This is a genomic window from Denitratimonas tolerans, assembly GCF_037203605.1.
GTDB lineage: Bacteria > Pseudomonadota > Gammaproteobacteria > Xanthomonadales > Xanthomonadaceae > Denitratimonas > Denitratimonas tolerans.
This window is the reverse complement of the sequence record NZ_JBBDHC010000001.1, coordinates 1-17935: the sequence shown is the minus strand read 5'-3', so window position 1 is coordinate 17935 and position 17935 is coordinate 1. Positions and strand designations below refer to the sequence as shown.

Here is a 17935-nt window from a genome sequence, read left to right as displayed (position 1 = left end):
ACGCCGCGCAACAGGGGTGTAGCTTTTGTGCAAAGGCTGTGGTAGATTGGCCACGCCTTCCGGAACTGCTGCTGCGAATCGCGCACCTCCCGAAGGTAAATGCAGGGCGCATTTTTGGGTAATCGTCACTCCGTTATAACCCCGCCGGGAACTTCCGGTGGGGTTTTTTTTGTCCGCAATTTCTGATGAAATCGTTTTCAATCAACAAGATACGTTTGTCCGGCCAGAATCGAGGCGCGCCCCGCTGCCGCCCTTTGCTAGCATCGGGAGCTTCCGCCATTCCCTGCATGTTGCATTTCTGCAACACCGGAGCCGACACGATGCCACCGCTGGTCCGATCCCATCGCCGCCTGCGCCCGTCCGCAGGCGAGGCCTGACCCGTGCGCTCGGTTGATTGGCTGGCGCGGCTGGCACCGCACGCGGCGCGCAACCTGGGCCGCCGCCTCCCCGAACTGATCGCGGACGAGCCGGACCGCTTCGCCGCCACCACCCTGCGCGTCGGCCCGCTCCTGGCCTGCTTCGCGCGGCAGCGCATCGATGCGCCCGCCGCCGCGGCGCTGCGGGAGGTCGCCCGCGAACGCGGCGTGGCCGAGGCCATCGCCGCGCTGTTCGAAGGCGAGCCGGTGAATCGCTCGGAAAACCGCCCCGCGCTGCACACCGCCCTGCGCTCCGATCTGGCCTCCAGCGCCGTCGCGCGCGCCGCCCATGCGCAGGCGCGCGAAGCGCGTGCGCGCATGGCGCAGCAGATCGATGCGCTGCGCGCCTCGGAAGTCACCGACATCGTCAACGTCGGCATCGGCGGCTCGGATCTCGGCGCGCGCCTGACGCTGGAAGCCCTGCGCGAACTCGACCCGGGCCGCTTCCGCGTGCATTTCCTCAGCACGGTCGATGGCCACGCGGCCAGCCACCTGCTGCGCCAGCTCGATCCTGCGCGCACCGCCGCCGTGCTGGTGTCGAAAAGCTTTTCCACCCGGGAAACCCTGCTCAACGCGCAGGTGCTGCGCGAGTGGATGGGCGCGGACGACCGCTTCCACGCCGTCACCGCCAACGTCGATCGCGCGCGCTCGCTGGGCATCGCCGCCGAGCGCATCCTGCCGATGTGGGACTGGGTGGGCGGACGCTATTCGCTGTGGTCGGCGGTCGGGTTTTCCGTCGCCGCGGCGCTGGGCATGGAGGTGTTCGAGCGCCTGCTCGCCGGTGCCGCGCAGATGGACGAGCACGTCCGCCGCGCGCCGCTGGAAGCCAACCTCGCCGTCCGCCACGCGCTGGTCGCGGTCTGGAACCGCAACGCGCTCGGCTACGACACCCACGCCGTGCTGCCCTACGACGCGCGCCTCGCCCGCCTTCCGGCCTATCTCCAGCAGCTCGTCATGGAGAGCCTGGGCAAATCCGCCACGCAGGCGGGCGCGCCCGTGCCCTGCGCCACCGGGCCGGTGATCTGGGGCGGCGCGGGCACCGACGTGCAGCACTCCTTCTTCCAGTCGCTGCACCAGGGCACCGACACCGTGCCGATGGATTTCATCGGCATCGCGCGCGCCGACCACGGCAGCCCGGTGCAGCATCGGGCCCTGCTCGCCAACCTGCTCGCCCAGGCCGAAGCCTTCGCGAACGGCGCGCCGGGTGCCGACCCGCAGCGCGCCTATCCCGGCAGCCGCCCCTCGACCATGATCCTGCTCGACGCGCTCACGCCCGAATCCCTCGGCGCGCTCGTCGCCCTGTACGAACACAGTGTCTACGTGCAGGCCACGATCTGGGGCATCAATCCCTTCGACCAGTGGGGCGTGGAGCTCGGCAAGCGCCTGGCCGCGGACCTCGACACCGCCATCGACAGCCCCGAGTCCGCCGCCGACCCCATCACCCGCGCCCTCATCGAAGCGCTGCGCCAGCGCGCGCGGCCCGGGTAGGGCGGAACCGCGCGCAGCACCGTCGGCCACGCAGGGCCGACCTGCGGGGCGGCGCAACGCTTTGTCGTAGGTCGGGGCTACGCCCCCGACGCAACACCTCTCCAGCGCAATGCCACGTCGGCCACGTAGGGCCGACCTACGGAAGCATGCGGCGGCTCGCAGGTCGGGGCTACGCCCCCGACGCAACACCTCTCCAGCGCAATGCCACGTCGGCCACGTAGGGCCGACCTACGGAAGCATGCGGCGACTCGTAGGCCGGGGCTACGTCCCCGACGCAATTCCTTGCGCTCCACTCCCGAAGTGTGTCTAATTGTGTCCGCTGCGGCTGGGGGGCCGCGCCACCTGCTTGTTCGTCCGGGTCCATCGCGTGACACAAAACCCCATCCCGCTGCGTACTACCTGCAGGCCCGAAGCTGCCACAACGCTCCGGGCTGGAAAGTTCCCCGTGCGCAGCAAGTACTTGCACCGCGTCAAGCGTGTGTTAAGCTCGCTTCGCTTGCGGGAGCCTTGCCTCCTCGGCTTCGACCGAACAATCAATACATAAGGGTGTTGAACATGAAGATTTCCACCAGGACCCTCCTGGCCGCAGCCCTCCTTGTCGCCCTGCCGACAAGCGGCGCGATGGCCTGCACCATCTCCAACTGGAACGGCACCAATACGGCGGCCGCAGCCAACACCGGCGGCCCCGCCGAGGGCATCGCCCGCTACAGCGGCGTCTGCGGCCTTGCGGTCGACAGCGGCAAGTACGTGGTCGACAACACCCCGGGCACCGAGGGCACCTACCGCGCCCGCTTCTACGTGCTCACCAAGGCCACCGGCACCGTCACCATCTTCAAGGCCAGCGCCAGCGACAACGGCGGCGGCGCTTCGGTGATCGAAGTCGACTACACCGGCTCGGCCTTCAACTTCCGCTCCAACGGCGCAGCCGTCGGTTCGGGCGTGGCCGGCATCCAGGCCAACAAGTGGTACTCCATCGAAATGCTCTACGTCTCGGGCGGCAACTTCACCGCATCCGTATGGGGCGCGGGCGGCACGGCGGAAGTCGGCAACGTCTCCGGCGCGGCCGGCACCGGCACGGTCGGTTCCGCCGTCCTGGGTGCCGTGGCGGGCAGCACCGGCGCGGCCAGCCTGGGCTTCGACGCGTTCGAATCCACCCGCTCGGAAACGACGGCGATCGGGCGTCTGTGTCGGGGTGATGCGAATGGGGATAATGTCATCAATGTGTTTGACACTGCCGCCGTAACTGCCGAGCGCGTCAACGGAACGCTTGCATCTGGTCAGCCTGATTGCACTGAAGATGGTGCAATTAACGTATTCGACACGAACTGCGTTGTGGCGCTTCGTCTGGCCAGCGTAACCTGCAACTAACGGACAAGGATTTGGACTGATGAATACGCATCGTAAGTCGTTTATTTTTGGGATGGCGTGCGCCTTGGGTATGCTCTGGACGACAGCCAACGCAAATGAGTTGGTTGCAACGATTGACCAGGCTAAAAAAGGTTCTGCCAACGTGTCTATTGACTTCGCAAGTTCCGGTGCGGCTACGGCATTCGAGTTTGAAGTTGCGGTTCCGAAAGGTGCGGTAGTCGATACGAAGAACTGCGTCTCTGAGGTGCCCTCGTCCCATGTTGGCGCATGTAAGTATGATCAGGCCAAAGGGAAGGTAGTCGTGATGGTGTATAGCAACACGAACGCGAAGCTTCCCGAGGGCATTGTGCCTGTCGGCCGAATTGCTGTTTCTGGAAAAGCCGTGCAGTCTGTTCGAGTTGAAAACATCTTGGTGGCTGACGCGCAGGCCGGCAGGCTTGATGCCAAGGTTTCAACATTTGCTGAAGTCAAATAATTAATTGTTGTTGTTTTCATCGGAGTGATGCAATGAACGTCAGACGTTTTGTTAAAAAATCTGCGCTGGTGGCAGCGCTGTTTGCGGTTTACGGAGTTGCGCAGGCTGCAAGCGTCGCACTCAACCCAGCGTCAGCAGTGACGGGCACAGTAAATGTTCCGCCGATTGCTGTTCAGTTCACGGGTGATGGTGTCGTTTCGTTCTTCGAAGTGGAAGTGAAGTACGATCAGACAAAGGTGAGCGGAGTTGCTGCAGGTGCCAATGGCGGCGCGTGCGCAGCAAATAACGGGACCGGAATTGTCGTTGTGCAGATGACAGATCCTGGGCTGAACCCGTTGCCTGCGGGACCAACGTCGTACTGCAATGTCACATTCACAGTGCTGAATGCTGGGGACATCCCTGCTCCAGGCGATCCGAATATTGTCTGGCCGCTCACGATGCAGAACGATCTGTGGGGAGACGGTGGCGGCAATCCAGTCCCGGGAAACACGGCGACTGGTGGGGAGATCGTCCTTCAGGGCGGTCCGCCGCCCGATGTGATCGTGACCTTCACCCCGGCTTCCGGTGGCACGGTGACCTTCCCCGGCGGCATGCCGGCTGACGTTGTCACCCAGTCCATCGCGATCGGCAACACCGGCACCATCGGCTCCGGTACGGTCAGCGGCTGCGTGCTCGGCGGTGCCGATGCCGGCTCGTTCGCCATCACCGGCGGCAACCCGTCCACGGTTCCTCCGGCGACCTCGCTCGACCTGAGCGCCACGCTGGGTGCTGCGGCTCTCAACGCCACCCTGACCTGCGACGTGACGGATTCGGGCGGTACCTCGACGGCCACTTGGACCCTGACCGCTCCGGCGGGCACGGTGCTCGCGGCTCCGACTCTGAGCTCGAATCCGGCCAGCGGCACGGCCATCACGCTGCCCGGCAGCTACGGTACCCCCGTCAGCTCCAACATCGTGATCACTCCGGCCGGCGGTGACGCGGGCGGTCCGAACGCCAGCGTGACCTGCAGCACCGGTTCCGCCGGCTTCACCGTGACGCCTGCGGGTGCGCTGACGTTCACCCCGCCGGGTGGCGCTGCGCAGAACGCGGTCGTGGGCTGCACCCCGGGTGCCGCGGCGATCACTGGTACCGTGACCTGCACGGGTACGGATCAGGCGGGTGCCATCGCGTGGACGTACCCGGTGACCTGCCCGGCTGCGTCGACGGCTCCGCCGCCGCCGACCTTCGTGCCGGCCAGCTCGCTGTGGTCCAAGCTCGCCCTGTTCGGTGTGTTCGCCGCGCTCGGCATGCTGATCCTCGGCCTGCGTCGCAATCACTGATCGGTAACGATCAAACGCTGAACCGGAAAGGGCGCCCTCGGGCGCCCTTTCTGCGTCTGGTCACCGGTGTTCGATGCCCCGCAACGTCGGCCACGCGGTGTTCGATGTCCTACAACGTCGGCCACGTAGGGCCGACCTACGGAAGCGATGCGCCACGCGCAACGGCGCGCACGGCAACGGCTCGTAGGTCGGGGCTACGCCCCCGACGCGGTGTTCGATGCCCCGCAGCGTCGGCCACGTAGGGCCGACCTACGGAAGCGATGCGCCACGCGCAACGGCGCGCACGGCAACGGCCCGTAGGTCGGGGCTACGCCCCCGACGCGGTGTTCGATGCCCCGCAACGTCGGCCACGTAGGGCCGACCTACGGAAGCGATGCGCCACGCGCAACGGCGCGCACGGCAACGGCGCGCACGGCAACGGCCCGTAGGTCGGGGCTACGCCCCCGACGGAAACTCGCCGCCACGCCCCGCCGTCACGCCGGATCAGTGTCCGCCGCGCGACAAGACGGCGCGATGGGCGAAGCGTTCGCGCGGGTGCAGGCTGGTCGACACCATCACCAGGCGTCCGATGTTGTCCACATAGCGGCGCTGGGCGCGCAGCGCCGGCTCGCGCGGTGCCACGTCCAGATGCCGCGCCTGGGCGGCGCTGAACACGTCCACGTCGAAGGTCTGCTCGACGCTCGCCAGGCGCGACATGTCCAGGAGCCGCGCCAGCGCCACTTCCGCACGCGCCGGATCCAGCAGTTCGGCGATCGGCGTGTCGGCATGGATCGGCATCAGCATCTCGGTCAGCGCCACCGGGTGTCCGTCGGCACCGGTGCGGCGCAGCCCGGTCAGGTGCAGGTGCTCGGTGCCCGGCGGGATGCAAAGCTGCTCGGCGACGTCGGTGCCGGCCTGACAGCGCCTGGCGCTGAGCAGGTGCATCTGGCTCGCCTTGCCGTACTGCAGCAGCTGCTCGGTGGAGTTGGCCTCGCAGGCGCAGTGCATGGCCGCGCGGCGCGCGATCACGCGCGTCCCCGAGCCCGGGCGGCGCAGCACCAGACCCGCGTCGCTCAGGCGCGCCAGCGCGGCGCGGGCGGTGTGGCGGCTGATGCCGAGCGATTTGCACAGCTCCAGCTCGGTAGGCAGCAGCGCCCCGAGCGGGTAGGTGCCGTCTTCGATACCGGCCTGAAGCGCATCGCCGATCTGGACATAGCGGGGTTTGCGTCGTTCTTTCATGGGCGTTGGGCTGCTGCGTGTGAAGTCGCGGCGCGGCATCGGGGCCGGAGCGTGGTCGGTGCGCCGCGGGAAGTGGCCCGTCGCGGGAGCCGGTGCATCCTGCGCGCACACCAATTGCCGCGTCGAGGCTAGCGCCCGGCCGGCACCGGCTCCTTGATCCAGGGCAAGCGCAGCGGGATTGGCGGCGCGCGGTGCTGCGGCCGCTTCGACCCTCAGCGCAGCTCGATCCGCCGCCGGCGCGGCGCGGCGGGCGCGATTTCCAGCGCCGTCGCGCGCCCGGCCAGCGCCGGCGAGAGCCAGCAGTGCGAGCCGATCTGGGCGAAGCCGACCGCGGTGAAGCGGTCGCGATAGAACGATGCGGGGCGCTGGTGGAAGCCGTCGTCGTCGCCTTCGGCCTGATCCTCGCGCGCGAAGCATTCGAGGAAGGCCACGCCGCCGCACAGCGCGGCCAGACCGGGAAGCCCGCGGTCGATTTCGCGCGCGGACAGATAGTGCAGTACGTCGCTGCACACCAGCAGATCCACCGGCGGGCAGGGGCGCAGCATTTCGAAATCGGCGAAGCGCGCGAGGTGCAGGTTGCGGCGCGCGCCGAAGCGACGCACCGCATAGTCGCTTGAATCAAAGCCGAGATAGGCAAGCTTCGGACGCAGGCCGAGCAGCGGCGTGCGCCAGACGCCCTCGCCGCAGCCCACGTCCAGCACGCTGCGGATCGGGCGCTCCAGGTGATATTCCGCCGTGGCCACGGCCAGCGCCACCTTGCGCGCCAGGCGCTGGCGCGAAAGGACGGGACGTTCGCGGTACCAGCGGTCGAAATAGTCGCGGTCGTAGATCTTCGGCATAGGGATATCGTATCGGAGCCGGTGCCGATGCGCCGGGGCCGACTCCCGTGAAGCGTTCGACACTGGCCGCGATTTGTCCGGCCAATTTCCGCAACGGCAGGACACTTGACGCCACCGCATCGGCAGGCGCAGCCTTTTGCGCGATGGAGCCGACGGGCCGGGGGACGCGGCCTGCAGATGTATCCAGGGATGAATCGTTCGCAAGACGTTGGTTCGGTTTCACGACGGGCCTGCACTGCACGCCCTTCCGGCAAGAACCGCAGCATTCATCGAAGGGGATATCCCATGAACCGATTCGGCACCCGCATCGTCGGCGTCGCGCTGGCGCTCGCATCCACCGTGGTCATCGCCATCAGCCCGCCGCCGCCGGCACCCGTGCGTCCGGTCGTCGACGACTACTTCGGCACCAGGATCACCGACAACTACCGCTACTTCGAAGAGCGCGAGAACGCCGATGCGGCGGCATGGATGAAGGCGCAGGCCGATTACACCCGCGCCGTGCTGGATTCGCTCCCCGGCCGCGCGCCCCTGCTGCGGCGGATTCAGGAGCTGGATCGGTCCGTGCCGATGCGGGTCGGCGGCCTGCAGCTCGTCGACGGGCACTACTACACGCAGCGCTCGCCCGCGATGGCCCAGCTTCCCAAGCTCTACGTGCGCGACGGGCTGGGCGGCGAGGATCGCCTGCTGCTCGATCCGGAAACGCTCACCGGCGCGGGCGGCGCGCACGTGGCGATGACGGGCTTCGCGCCTTCGCCCGACAACCGTCACGTGCTTTACGGGCTGGCCGAGGGCGGCTCGGAGCAGCCGACCCTGCACGTTCTGGACGCGGCCAGCGGCCAGAACCTGCCGGAGACGATCGATCGCTCGATGTTCAGCTTCTTCACCTGGCAGCCCGACGGGCGCGCGTTCTTCTATTCGCGCCTGCAGGAGTTCCGCCCCGGCATGCCGGAAACCGCGCGCTTCGAGAACGGCCGCATCTACCGGCACGAGCTCGGCCGCCCGCTGACGGAAGACCGCGCCATCGTCGGAATCGGCGTGAGCGATGCGCGCCTGCCGCTGCGCCCCACCGAGATACCGCTGCTGCTGACCTCTCCCGATTCGCGCTACGCCGTGGCGATCGTCTCGCCGGGAACCGATGCGCGGGTGCGGCTCTACGCCGCGCCGCTCGATCAGCTCGATGCCGAGGGCGGCGCGCCCTGGCGCGCGATTGCGGCCAGCTACGACGACGGGGTCGTGGCCGCCGATCTCGATAACTACCAGAGCTTCGGCCTGCGCGGCGACACGCTCTACGTCATATCGCGCGCTCGCTCGCCCGCTGGCGAAGTGCTCGCGATCGACCTGGCGGATCCCGATCTCGCCAAGGCGCAGGTCGTGCTTGCGCCCGGCGGGCTCCCGATCCATGACCTCGTGGTCGGGCCCGATGCGCTGTGGGTGGTGCGGATGGATGCGGGCGTGCAGCAGGCGCAGCGCCTGGCATTTTCCGAGGGCGCGACACCCGCGGTGATCGAATTGCCGTTTGCCGCGAGCGTGTACGACATCATCGTCGATCACGGCCGCGGCGGTGCCGTGCTCGATGTCACGTCGTGGACGCGAATGCCGACCTATCTGCACTACGACGCCGGGAGCGGCCGCAGCGCAATGGATACCTCGCTGCGGCCGGCCAGTCCGGGCGACCAGGCCGACGGCCTGGAGGTGACGCGGGTCAAGGTCAAGAGCTGGGACGGCGTGCTGGTGCCGCTGACGATCGTGCACCGCAAGGGCCTGGCGCTCGATGCCAGCCATCCGGCCTACCTGTTCGGCTACGGTGCCTATGGCATCACCTATACGCCCTTCTACGACCCGGTGTTCGGGGCGATGTTCGAGCGCGGCTTCATCATGGCGCTCGCGCACGTGCGCGGCGGCGGCGAGTACGGCGAGGCTTGGCACCAGGCCGGTTTCCAGCAGACCAAGCCCAATACCTGGAAGGACTTCATCGCCTGCGCCCAGTACCTGGTCGCGCATGGCTACACCAACCCGGGCAAACTGGCCGCCAGCGGCGGCAGCGCCGGCGGCATCATGATCGGCCGCGCGCTGGAAGAGCGCCCGGACCTGTTCGCCGCGGTCCTGGACCAGGTGCCGGTGGCCGACATGCTGCGCTTCGAGACCGCCGCGAACGGGCCGCCCAACGTGCCCGAATACGGCAGCGTCAAGACCGAAGCCGGCTTCCGCCAACTGCTCGAGATGAGCTCCTACGCCCAGATCGAGGACGGCATCCACTATCCCGCCGTGCTGGTGACCACCGGTGTCAACGATCCGCGCGTGGACGCCTGGATTCCGGCCAAGTTCGCCGCGCGCCTGCAGGCCGCCACCGCCAGCGGCAAGCCGGTGCTGCTGCGGGTGGACTACGACGGCGGGCACGGCATCGGCAACACCGTTGGACAAGCGCTGGAGGAAGCAGCGGACAAGCTGAGCTTCGTGCTGTGGCAGTTCGGCGATCCGGACTTCCAGCCGAAGTAGGCGGGTGCTAGCGGCTGCACTCGCACCCGACCAGCGGGCGCGATTCGATCCAGGTGAGGTTGTTGGTGACGCGGGTGAAACCCCGCACGCGCCCGTAAAGGCGAAGCTGGCAGAGGGTCCGGGTCGGCTGGACGATGAAGTGGTAGTCGGTGCCGGAATTGGCCGCGAGCGCGAACGGGCGCGGCCCGTCGGGCGACAGGTCCAGCGCGCTCACGGTGCGCTGCGCGAGCCGTTCGGCCTCGCCCGCGTTCTCGCCCTGCGCGAGGAGGATCTGCGCCACGCCGCTTTCCAGCGACCGGCGGCACGCAGGGGCCTCGAGATTGCGCACCTGCCCGACCGTGGTGCAGCCGGTCAGCAAGACGGTCAGCGCGAGCAGGCCGGCGTAACGGCGTGTGTGCATGGCGTGGCACCGGGAGTCTGCGGATGCGGGCCACTGTACTTCCGCGCCATCGCTGTGGGTACGCTCGGACGGGATCCGCGCCTACAGCCGTCCGATCGCCTGCTGCACGACCAGGCTGCTCACCGCCACCGCGATCCACGCGCCCAGGCCCAGCAGGATCGGGCGCGGGCCGGTGGCGAGCATCCGGCGAAGGTCGGCACCCAGACCGACGGCGGTGAGGGCCACGACGATGAGGAGGTGCGCCAGCGTCTGCAGCCAGGGCAGGGCGGCGGACGGGATGATTCCCGCGCTGCGCAGGCCCGAGGCCAGCAGGAACCACAGGATGAACCACGGGAAGATGCGGCCGAGGCGCACGCGGCCCTGCGTGGTCGCTTCGTGCTTCCCGCGCCAGGCCACGACGGCCGCGAGCACCAGGCAGATCGGGATGATGAAGGTCGCGCGGGTGAGCTTGACGATGGTGGCGTAGTCGCCGGCGGCAGGGCTGTAGGCATAGCCGGCGGCGACCACGGACGAGGTGTCGTTGATCGCGGTGCCGGCCCACAGGCCGAAGCCCGGGTCGGACAGGCCCATGGCGTGTCCCAGCGCGGGAAACACCAGCACCGCCGCCACGTTGAACAGGAACACGGTGGAGATGGCGAAGGCGACGTCGTGCTGCTGCGCGCGGATGATCGGGGACACGGCGGCAATGGCCGAGCCGCCGCAGATCGCCGTGCCCACGCCGATCAGCAGGGTGAGGTGGCCGCGCACGCGCAGCCAGCGCCCGAGCAGCCAGGCGGCGATGAACGCGGTCGCCATGGTGACCAGCGTCACCGCAAGCGATTCCATCCCCACCTTCGCCACCTGGTCCAGGCTCAGCCCGAAACCCAGCAGGATGATCGAACCGCGCAGCAGCTGCGAGCTGCCGAAGGCGATGCCCGGCACCGTGCGCGCGCCGAGCGGGATGAACTGGCGCACGACGATCCCGAGGAGGATGCCGAACACCGCGCCGCCGACGAGAGGCATCCAGTGGCCGAGCGCGAGCGCCAGCGCGCCGATGCCGGAGGCCAGCGCCAACCCCGGCGCGCGCGACGCCGGCGGTCGGGACGGCGGCGCGGGGGAATCAGGATTCGGGGAAGGGTGCAAGGGGGTCGGGTTCGCTCATGCGCTGGCGGCATTATGGCGCTGGCGGCATGCGGTTTTCCTTCCGCGGGTGCTCCGCACGCCGCCGGCCGCGCCGCGCTGCGCGACGCAGTGGTAGCGTGCCGACTGCCCGCCTCGTGCCATCCTCCGATCATCCACCGACCAGCCCCGCATCCCGCCGCCTGCCGATGACCACGCTCACCACCCTCGACCGGCTCGAAGCCGAAAGCATCCACATCCTGCGCGAAGTGGCCGCGACCTGCCGCAACCCGGTGCTGCTGTATTCCATCGGCAAGGACTCCTCGGTGCTGCTGCACCTCCTGCGCAAGGCGTTCGCGCCCGGCGCGCCGCCAATGCCGCTGATGCACATCGACACCACCTGGAAGTTCCGCGAAATGATCGCCTTTCGCGACCGCGCGGTGCGCGATGCCGGCGTGGATCTCATCGTCCACATCAATCCCGACGGCGTGCGCGAGGGCGTGGGGCCGTTCACCCACGGTGCCGCCGAACACACCCGCGTCATGAAGACCGAGGCGCTCAAGCAGGCGCTGGATCAGCACGGCTTCGATGCCGCGATCGGCGGCGCGCGACGCGACGAGGAACGTTCGCGCGCCAAGGAGCGCGTGTTCTCCTTCCGCGACAGCGCGCACCGCTGGGAGCCGCGCCGGCAGCGCCCGGAGCTGTGGAATCTCTACAACACCCGCATGGCGCCGGGCGAGTCGGTGCGCGTGTTTCCGCTCTCCAACTGGACCGAGCTGGACGTGTGGCGCTACATCGGGCGCGAAGGCATCGAGGTGGTGCCGCTGTACTTCGCCGCGCCGCGCCCCGTGGTCGAGCGCGACGGGGCGCTGCTGATGCGCGACGACGACCGCATGGTGCTGGCACCGGGCGAAACGGTGAAACACGAGCGCGTGCGCTTCCGCACCCTGGGCTGCTGGCCGCTGACCGGCGCGATCCGCTCCGAGGCCGCCAGCGTGCCGGAGATCCTCGCCGAGATGCAGGCCTCGCGCGCCTCCGAGCGCCAGGGCCGGGTGATCGATTTTGCCCCCGGCGCCAGCATGGAAGACAAGAAGCGCGAGGGGTATTTCTGATGGACGCGACGGCACCGCGCGAGCTGCTGCGCCTTGTGACCTGCGGCAGCGTCGATGACGGCAAGAGCACGCTCTTGGGCCGGATGCTGTTCGACGCCGGCCTGCTGCACGACGACGACATCGCGCGCCTCGGCGATCCGCCGGATTTTTCCCGCCTGCTCGACGGCCTGGCGATCGAGCACGAACAGGGCATCACCATCGACGTCGCCTACCGCTACGTCGCCACGGCGCGGCGCGATTTCATCATCGCCGACTGCCCCGGCCACGCCGAATACACCCGCAACATGGCCACCGGAGCGTCCACCGCTTCGGTGGCGCTGGTGCTGGTGGATGCGCGCAAGGGCGTGCTCACCCAGACCCGCCGGCACAGCTGGATCTGCGCGCTGTTCGGCATCCGCCGCGTGCTGCTGGTGGTCAACAAGATGGATCTGGTGGATTTCGACGCCGCGCGCTTTGACGCGATCGAGTCCGAATACCGTGAACTGGCGGCCGCCGTCGGCATTGCCGAAGTGACCGCGGTGCCGGTGTCGGCGACCGCCGGCGACAACGTGGTGCGCCGAAGCGAAAACATGCCCTGGTACGCCGGCGCGACCGTGCTCGACTGGCTCGAAACCGTGCCGGTGGAGCAGGTCGACCTCGACCGCTCGATGCGCCTGCCGATACAGCGCGTGCACCGCAACGGACAGGACTTCCGCGGCTACGACGGCAATCTTGTCGCCGGTCGGCTGCGCGTGGGCGATCGCGTTGTCGTGCTGCCTTCGGGCCAGCGTTCCCGCATCCGGTCGCTGTACGTGGCGGGCAAGCCCGCCGACGAAGCGCGGCAGGGGCAGGCCGTGACCGTCACCCTGGCCGACCACATCGACGTGGCGCGCGGCGATCTGCTGGCACCGGTCGACGCGCCTACCGACTGCGCCGACCAGTTTTCCGCGCATCTCCTGTGGCTGGCCGAAACGCCGCTGCTGCCGGGGCGGCTGTACGGCCTGCGCCTTGCCAGCAGCAGCGCGGTCGCGCGCGTCACCGCGATCCGCCACAAGATCGACGTCGATAGCCAGGAGCCGCTGCCCGCCACCCGCCTGGCGATGAACGAGGTGGCGCGCATCCACCTCAGCCTGGATCGTCCGATCGCCTGGGAGCCGTATGCGCAGAGTCGCGAACTGGGCGGCTTCATCCTGGTCGACCGCCAGAGCGGCCAGACCGTGGCCTGCGGCACCATCGACTTCGCCCTGCGCCGCGCCGCCAACATCCACTGGCAGGATCTGGCCATCGACCGCGCCGCGCGCGCCGCCAGCCTGCAGCAGCGCCCGCGCTGCCTGTGGTTCACCGGCCTGTCCGGCGCGGGCAAGTCCACCATCGCCAACCTCGTCGAACAGCAGCTTCACGCCGGCGGCCGGCACACCATCCTGCTCGATGGCGACAACGTGCGCCACGGCCTCAACCGCGACCTCGGCTTCACCCAGGAAGACCGCGTGGAGAACATCCGCCGCGTGGCCGAAGTGGCGAAGCTGATGAACGACGCCGGCCTGATCGTGCTGGTGTCCTTCATCTCGCCCTTCCGCAGCGAGCGCCGCATGGCGCGCGAGCTGCTGGGCGAGGACAGCTTCGTGGAAGTCTTCGTCGACGCGCCGCTGGAGGTGTGCGAAGCGCGCGATTCCAAGGGTCTCTACGCCAAGGCCCGCGCCGGGCAACTGCGCAACTTCACCGGCATCGATTCACCCTACGAGCCACCCGCTTCGCCCGAGCTGCATCTGCACAACCACGGCCAGCCGCCGGAAAATCTGGCGCAGGAGGTGCTGCGCTATCTGGAGCAGGGCAGCGGGGGCTGAACCGTGGGCAGCGCATCAGCCGCGCGGAAACCGCTGCGCGGGTTCCGCCCTACAATAGCGTTCCGACCGCGCAGGGAGCGCTGCAGGCAATTCCGCCGCCGCTCTCCGCGGGCGGTCCCGATACCGATATGCGAGTGATGTTCCATGAGTGATCTTCCCCCTTGCCCCAACTGCGGTTCCGCCTTTGCCTACGAAGACCGCGGCCTGCTGATCTGCCCCGAGTGCGGGCACGAGTGGAGCCCCGACGAATCGCTTCCGGCAGAAACCGGCCTGGTGGTGAAGGATGCCCACGGCACCCTGCTGCAGGACGGCGACACCGTCACCGTGATCAAGGACCTCAAGATCAAGGGTTCCTCCTCGGTGGTGAAGGTCGGCACCCGCGTGCGCAACATCCGGCTGGTGGAAGGCGACCACGACATCGACTGCAAGATCGAGGGCATCGGCGCGATGAAGCTCAAGTCGGAGTTCGTGAAAAAGGCGTGAGGCGGGGTGGATGCGTCGGGTGCCCTGCGTCCGAGTGGCGGAGGATTCAGGCGCGCAGCACCGAAAATCGCCGGAACATCGCGATGGGAACAGGGCGCTCAAGCCGCCAGATCATCGACATGGGCTTTTCGCCGGTCGGCTCGCCGTCCAGCGTGGCCGGGCCCAGCGCGATGAAGGGATGCGTTGGAGTCTCGCGTACGAACAGCTGGAAGCGCCAGCCGTTGCTGGCGCTTTGAGTGTAGATCCGGCCCGATGCCGTTTCCGGCCCCGCGTTGTTCTGGCTTTGCCAGTGGAAAAGCTCCGGGCTGATGGCATAGTCGTGGTAGGCGATGCGCTCGTGGAAGCCTTCCTTCTTGTCCAAGGTCACGAACAGCAGCTGTAGCTTGAGCGGCTTGATGTTGTGCAAGCCTGTTTGCACCAGATCGCGGACTTCCGGGCTCCAGAATCCGATGGCGCTCAGAATCTCCGCACGGCTGTAGGTTCCGTGTAGCAGGAGTGGCCAGTCGTCGGGCGTGCCGGGCAGCGGCTCGGGCTCCAGGTCGGCGTGCAGATCGATCCAGGCGGCAAGCTCGCCCAGTTCTTCGCGTATCCGTGGGGATCTTTCGAGGCGATCGAGGAAGCCGGCGCCGTCCATCAAGACGTTGCGCTGGCCGAAGAGCTGGTAGGCGAGCATTTGCAGCTGGCGGCAGGTGCGCGGATCGTTGCCTGTGCGCAGGGACGGGTCGCGCATGGCGATGCGCCGCATCAACACGACGCGCTCGTCGTCATTGACCTCGAGCAGCGCCGTCAGCCGCTTGCCCAGGTACGCCTCATCCGGCCCGGCGTCGCGCACCTCCAGTCCCGCGGCACGTTTGAGTGCGCTCCAGCCCGAGCTGGAGCGGCTGGTGCTGTAGAGATCGCTGGCCTCAAGGCACTGCTCGGCCAGGAATTGGGTGAGGTGAATCGAGTCGCGTGGTCGACCTTGTGCAAAGGCGACCAGCTCCCCGGTCAGGCGGCGCCAGCTTTGGTTGGCGACCGCGCGCAGGGCGTCAAGTACGCGTTCGCGCGCGAGGCGGTCGAACTGGATATGGCAGCCGGGCGGCAGGCTGGCGAAACCCTGCTCCATTTCCTGCTGCAGCTGCCTGCGGGTCAGTCCGGTGACGGCCTGATAGATGCGATCGAAACGGAAGCCTTCCTTGATGCGCCCCACGAAGTCCAGCACCAGGCAGCTTTCCTTGCCTGGCGCAAGCCGCAGGCCGCGCCCGAGCTGCTGGGCGAACACCACCGGGCTCTGCGTCGGCCGCAGGAACAGCAGGGTGTTGGCATCGGGGATATCGACGCCTTCGTTGTACAGGTCGCAGGTGCACAGGATCTGGAGCGCGCCTGACGTCAGGCGCGCCGGCGCGCTGGCGCGGTCTTCGCGCGAGGTCTGGCTGGTCACCGCCATTGCGCTCCAGCCGGTTTCCGAAAAGCGCTCGGCCATGAAGTTGGCATGTGCGATGTCCACGCAGAACGCGATCGCACGCACCGCATCGCGCCGGTCGACGTAGTGTTCGAGTGCGTTGATGATCCGACGCGCCCGCGCGTGGTCGGCGCCCAGGATGTTGCTGAGGTCTTCGCGTTCCTGCTGCGGCCGACCCCAGCGCACCGTGTGCAAGTCTGTCTCATCGGCCGTGGCGTAGTACTCGAACGGCGCCAGCAATTGCTGGTCGAGCGCGTCCCAAAGGCGCAGTTCCACCGCCGGGCTGCCGTTCGGGCGGGCGTCGAAAAACGCAGTGACCGATGCGCCATCGGTGCGCTCGGGTGTCGCGGTCAGCCCGAGCAGGGCCTTCGGCTGGACGGCCTGGGCAAAGCGCCGAAACGAGGCCGCCGGCAGGTGGTGGCACTCGTCGATGATCACGGTGTGCCAGTAGTCGACGCCGTACTTTTCCAGCAGCCTTCGGGAGTCCAGGCTGGCAATGCTTGCGAACAGGTGCTGGCAGGCCTGTGGCTCGGCACCGTCGGCAAGCAGTTCGCCAAAGTCCGGGCGACGCAGGATCTGGCGGAAGGTAGCCATGGCCTGCTGCAGGATTTGCAAACGATGCGCCACGAACAGCAGTCGCGGCGGTGTGCCCTGGGACTGTACCTGGCGCAGGTAGTCGAATGCTGCGACGACGGTTTTCCCGGTGCCGGTCGCGGCGACCAGCAGGTTGCGATGGCGGCCGTGGCGGCGCTCGCTGGCGAGGCGCTCCAGCATTGCTTCCTGGAAGGCGCGCGGGCGCAGGTCGAACCAGGTGGGTAGCGCCACCACGCGGGTGCCGCGACTCGGGTTCCGCGCCTCCCCGAGCGCGCTGCGCAGGCGCTGGCGGTGTTCTTCGTTTCCCGGGTCAAAGCGCTGGAATTCCGCGTCGTTCCACAGCGTCTCGAAGTGCGCGGTGGCGGCAGCGAATAGGTCGGCCTGACCGGCTTGGGTGAACTTCACCGTCCACTCGATTCCGTTCAGCAGGGCCGAGGCGGACAGGTTCGCGCTGCCGACCAGTGCCGAGCCAAAGCCGGTCTTGCGGTGAAACATCCAGGCCTTGGCGTGCAGCCGCGAACGCTGTCCGTCGAGCGAGATCTTGAGCTCCACGCCCGGCAGTCGCGCAAGTTTTTCCACGGCTTCGGATTCGGTGGCACCCGTGTAGGTGGTCGTGATGATGCGTAGCCGCGTGCCTGGACTGCCGCTGGCGCTGGGCGCGGTAACCGCTTCGAGTACATCGATGATCTTACGGAGTCCGCTCCAGGTAATGAAGCTCACCAGCACGTCGATGCGATCCGCATTGGAAAGCTCTGCGCGCAGCTCCGCGTACAGTGAGGGATCGGCTCGGCCGGCGGTGAAGAGCCAGGGCGCGCTCAAGCCGGTCGGCGGGTAGTTCGGGGACTGCCCGATGGGATGGATCGCACGCAGACTGCGAAGTGGAGCGACGAGCTGCGTTTCCTGCGTGCTTTCCCTGCGCAGCGTGCCCAGCAGGGTATTAATGAACGTCAGCTCGTCGCTGCTTCCGTCCCCGTCCTGGTCGGCAAGGCCGTCGAGGATTTCCGGGAGCAGCCGCGAAACTTCCAGCGCCAGGCGGCGGCGCTGTTCAGCGCGACCGAGTTCTTCCAGCTGCGCCTGTCGGCCGGCGGGCAATTCGCGCAGCGCCTGTTCCAGCGCACGGTTGAGCAATCGATCATAAAGGCCGTCTGACAGCATAGTCATTGCCGGGTGTTCCAGGGCCGCATCCGTTCGAGCAGAGCACGAGGTGTCGGCACGCATGGGATTCCTGTCGCGCCGGCTTGGGCCAGGTTAGCGGGAATCGTGCGAATGGACGATGGAGCCTGTCAGGAATTTTGTGTGTGAGGCATACCATGCTACTGCCAAGGAGTACGTATGCCACGCAAGAAGAAGACGCCGGTGGTCACG

The 17935-nt window shown here is 67.9% G+C and carries 14 protein-coding genes; 9 read left to right on the top strand and 5 right to left on the bottom strand.

Features of this window, described 5'->3' with window-relative positions; all coding sequences use genetic code 11:
- Positions 1–380 precede the first annotated feature (380 nt).
- The 4 genes from pgi (at position 381) to WB794_RS00055 (ending at position 5066) form a co-directional block, all read left to right on the top strand.
- Positions 381–1904 carry a glucose-6-phosphate isomerase gene (gene pgi / locus WB794_RS00070; protein ID WP_415926620.1) on the top strand — a complete coding sequence of 508 codons (1524 nt, stop codon included), beginning with the start codon at positions 381–383 and terminating at the stop codon, positions 1902–1904.
- 555 nt (positions 1905–2459) lie between these two features.
- Positions 2460–3272: a hypothetical protein gene (locus WB794_RS00065; protein ID WP_337333804.1), complete on the top strand. Its 813-nt coding sequence runs from the start codon at positions 2460–2462 to the stop codon at positions 3270–3272.
- A 19-nt stretch (positions 3273–3291) separates the two neighbouring features.
- A complete protein-coding gene (locus tag WB794_RS00060; protein WP_337333803.1) occupies positions 3292–3747 on the top strand; it encodes a hypothetical protein in 456 nt (151 codons plus the stop codon).
- 32 nt (positions 3748–3779) lie between these two features.
- Entirely contained in the window at positions 3780–5066 is a 1287-nt protein-coding gene (locus WB794_RS00055) for a hypothetical protein (protein WP_337333802.1), read from the top strand.
- Between the two features lie 483 nt (positions 5067–5549).
- Here WB794_RS00055 and WB794_RS00050 read toward each other — a convergent pair whose 3' ends face one another.
- On the bottom strand, positions 5550–6284 hold the full coding sequence (locus tag WB794_RS00050) for a GntR family transcriptional regulator (RefSeq protein WP_337333801.1): 735 nt from the start codon (positions 6282–6284) through the stop codon (positions 5550–5552).
- Positions 6285–6496: 212 nt separating this feature from the next.
- The gene (locus WB794_RS00045; protein ID WP_337333800.1) at positions 6497–7123 is read right to left on the bottom strand and encodes a class I SAM-dependent DNA methyltransferase; all 627 of its coding nucleotides are present in this window, start codon (positions 7121–7123) and stop codon (positions 6497–6499) included.
- Between the two features lie 285 nt (positions 7124–7408).
- Between WB794_RS00045 and WB794_RS00040 the strand changes: the two genes are divergently transcribed.
- The gene (locus WB794_RS00040; RefSeq protein WP_337333799.1) at positions 7409–9619 is read left to right on the top strand and encodes a prolyl oligopeptidase family serine peptidase; all 2211 of its coding nucleotides are present in this window, start codon (positions 7409–7411) and stop codon (positions 9617–9619) included.
- 7 nt (positions 9620–9626) lie between these two features.
- Here WB794_RS00040 and WB794_RS00035 read toward each other — a convergent pair whose 3' ends face one another.
- Together WB794_RS00035 and WB794_RS00030 are read right to left on the bottom strand one after the other, a co-directional pair.
- Complete coding sequence (locus WB794_RS00035) at positions 9627–10019, bottom strand: hypothetical protein (protein ID WP_337333798.1); 393 nt, start codon at positions 10017–10019, stop codon at positions 9627–9629.
- A gap of 81 nt (positions 10020–10100) precedes the next feature.
- The gene (locus tag WB794_RS00030) at positions 10101–11072 is read right to left on the bottom strand and encodes a YeiH family protein (protein ID WP_337333797.1); all 972 of its coding nucleotides are present in this window, start codon (positions 11070–11072) and stop codon (positions 10101–10103) included.
- A gap of 254 nt (positions 11073–11326) precedes the next feature.
- Here WB794_RS00030 and cysD point away from each other — a divergent pair, with 254 nt between their 5' ends.
- The 3 genes from cysD (at position 11327) to WB794_RS00015 (ending at position 14535) form a co-directional block, all read left to right on the top strand.
- Positions 11327–12229: a sulfate adenylyltransferase subunit CysD gene (gene cysD / locus WB794_RS00025; protein WP_415926619.1), complete on the top strand. Its 903-nt coding sequence runs from the start codon at positions 11327–11329 to the stop codon at positions 12227–12229.
- Positions 12229–14052 carry an adenylyl-sulfate kinase gene (cysC, locus tag WB794_RS00020; protein WP_337333796.1) on the top strand — a complete coding sequence of 608 codons (1824 nt, stop codon included), beginning with the start codon at positions 12229–12231 and terminating at the stop codon, positions 14050–14052. The genes cysD and cysC overlap by 1 nt, the downstream gene beginning before the upstream one ends.
- 144 nt (positions 14053–14196) lie before the next feature.
- Entirely contained in the window at positions 14197–14535 is a 339-nt protein-coding gene (locus WB794_RS00015; protein WP_337333795.1) for a zinc ribbon domain-containing protein YjdM, read from the top strand.
- Between the two features lie 46 nt (positions 14536–14581).
- Here the strand turns inward: WB794_RS00015 and WB794_RS00010 are convergent, their stop codons facing one another.
- The gene (locus WB794_RS00010; protein WP_337333794.1) at positions 14582–17389 is read right to left on the bottom strand and encodes a DUF3427 domain-containing protein; all 2808 of its coding nucleotides are present in this window, start codon (positions 17387–17389) and stop codon (positions 14582–14584) included.
- A gap of 36 nt (positions 17390–17425) precedes the next feature.
- Here WB794_RS00010 and WB794_RS00005 point away from each other — a divergent pair, with 36 nt between their 5' ends.
- Positions 17426–17719: a hypothetical protein gene (locus WB794_RS00005; RefSeq protein WP_337333793.1), complete on the top strand. Its 294-nt coding sequence runs from the start codon at positions 17426–17428 to the stop codon at positions 17717–17719.
- Positions 17720–17935: the final 216 nt, after the last annotated feature.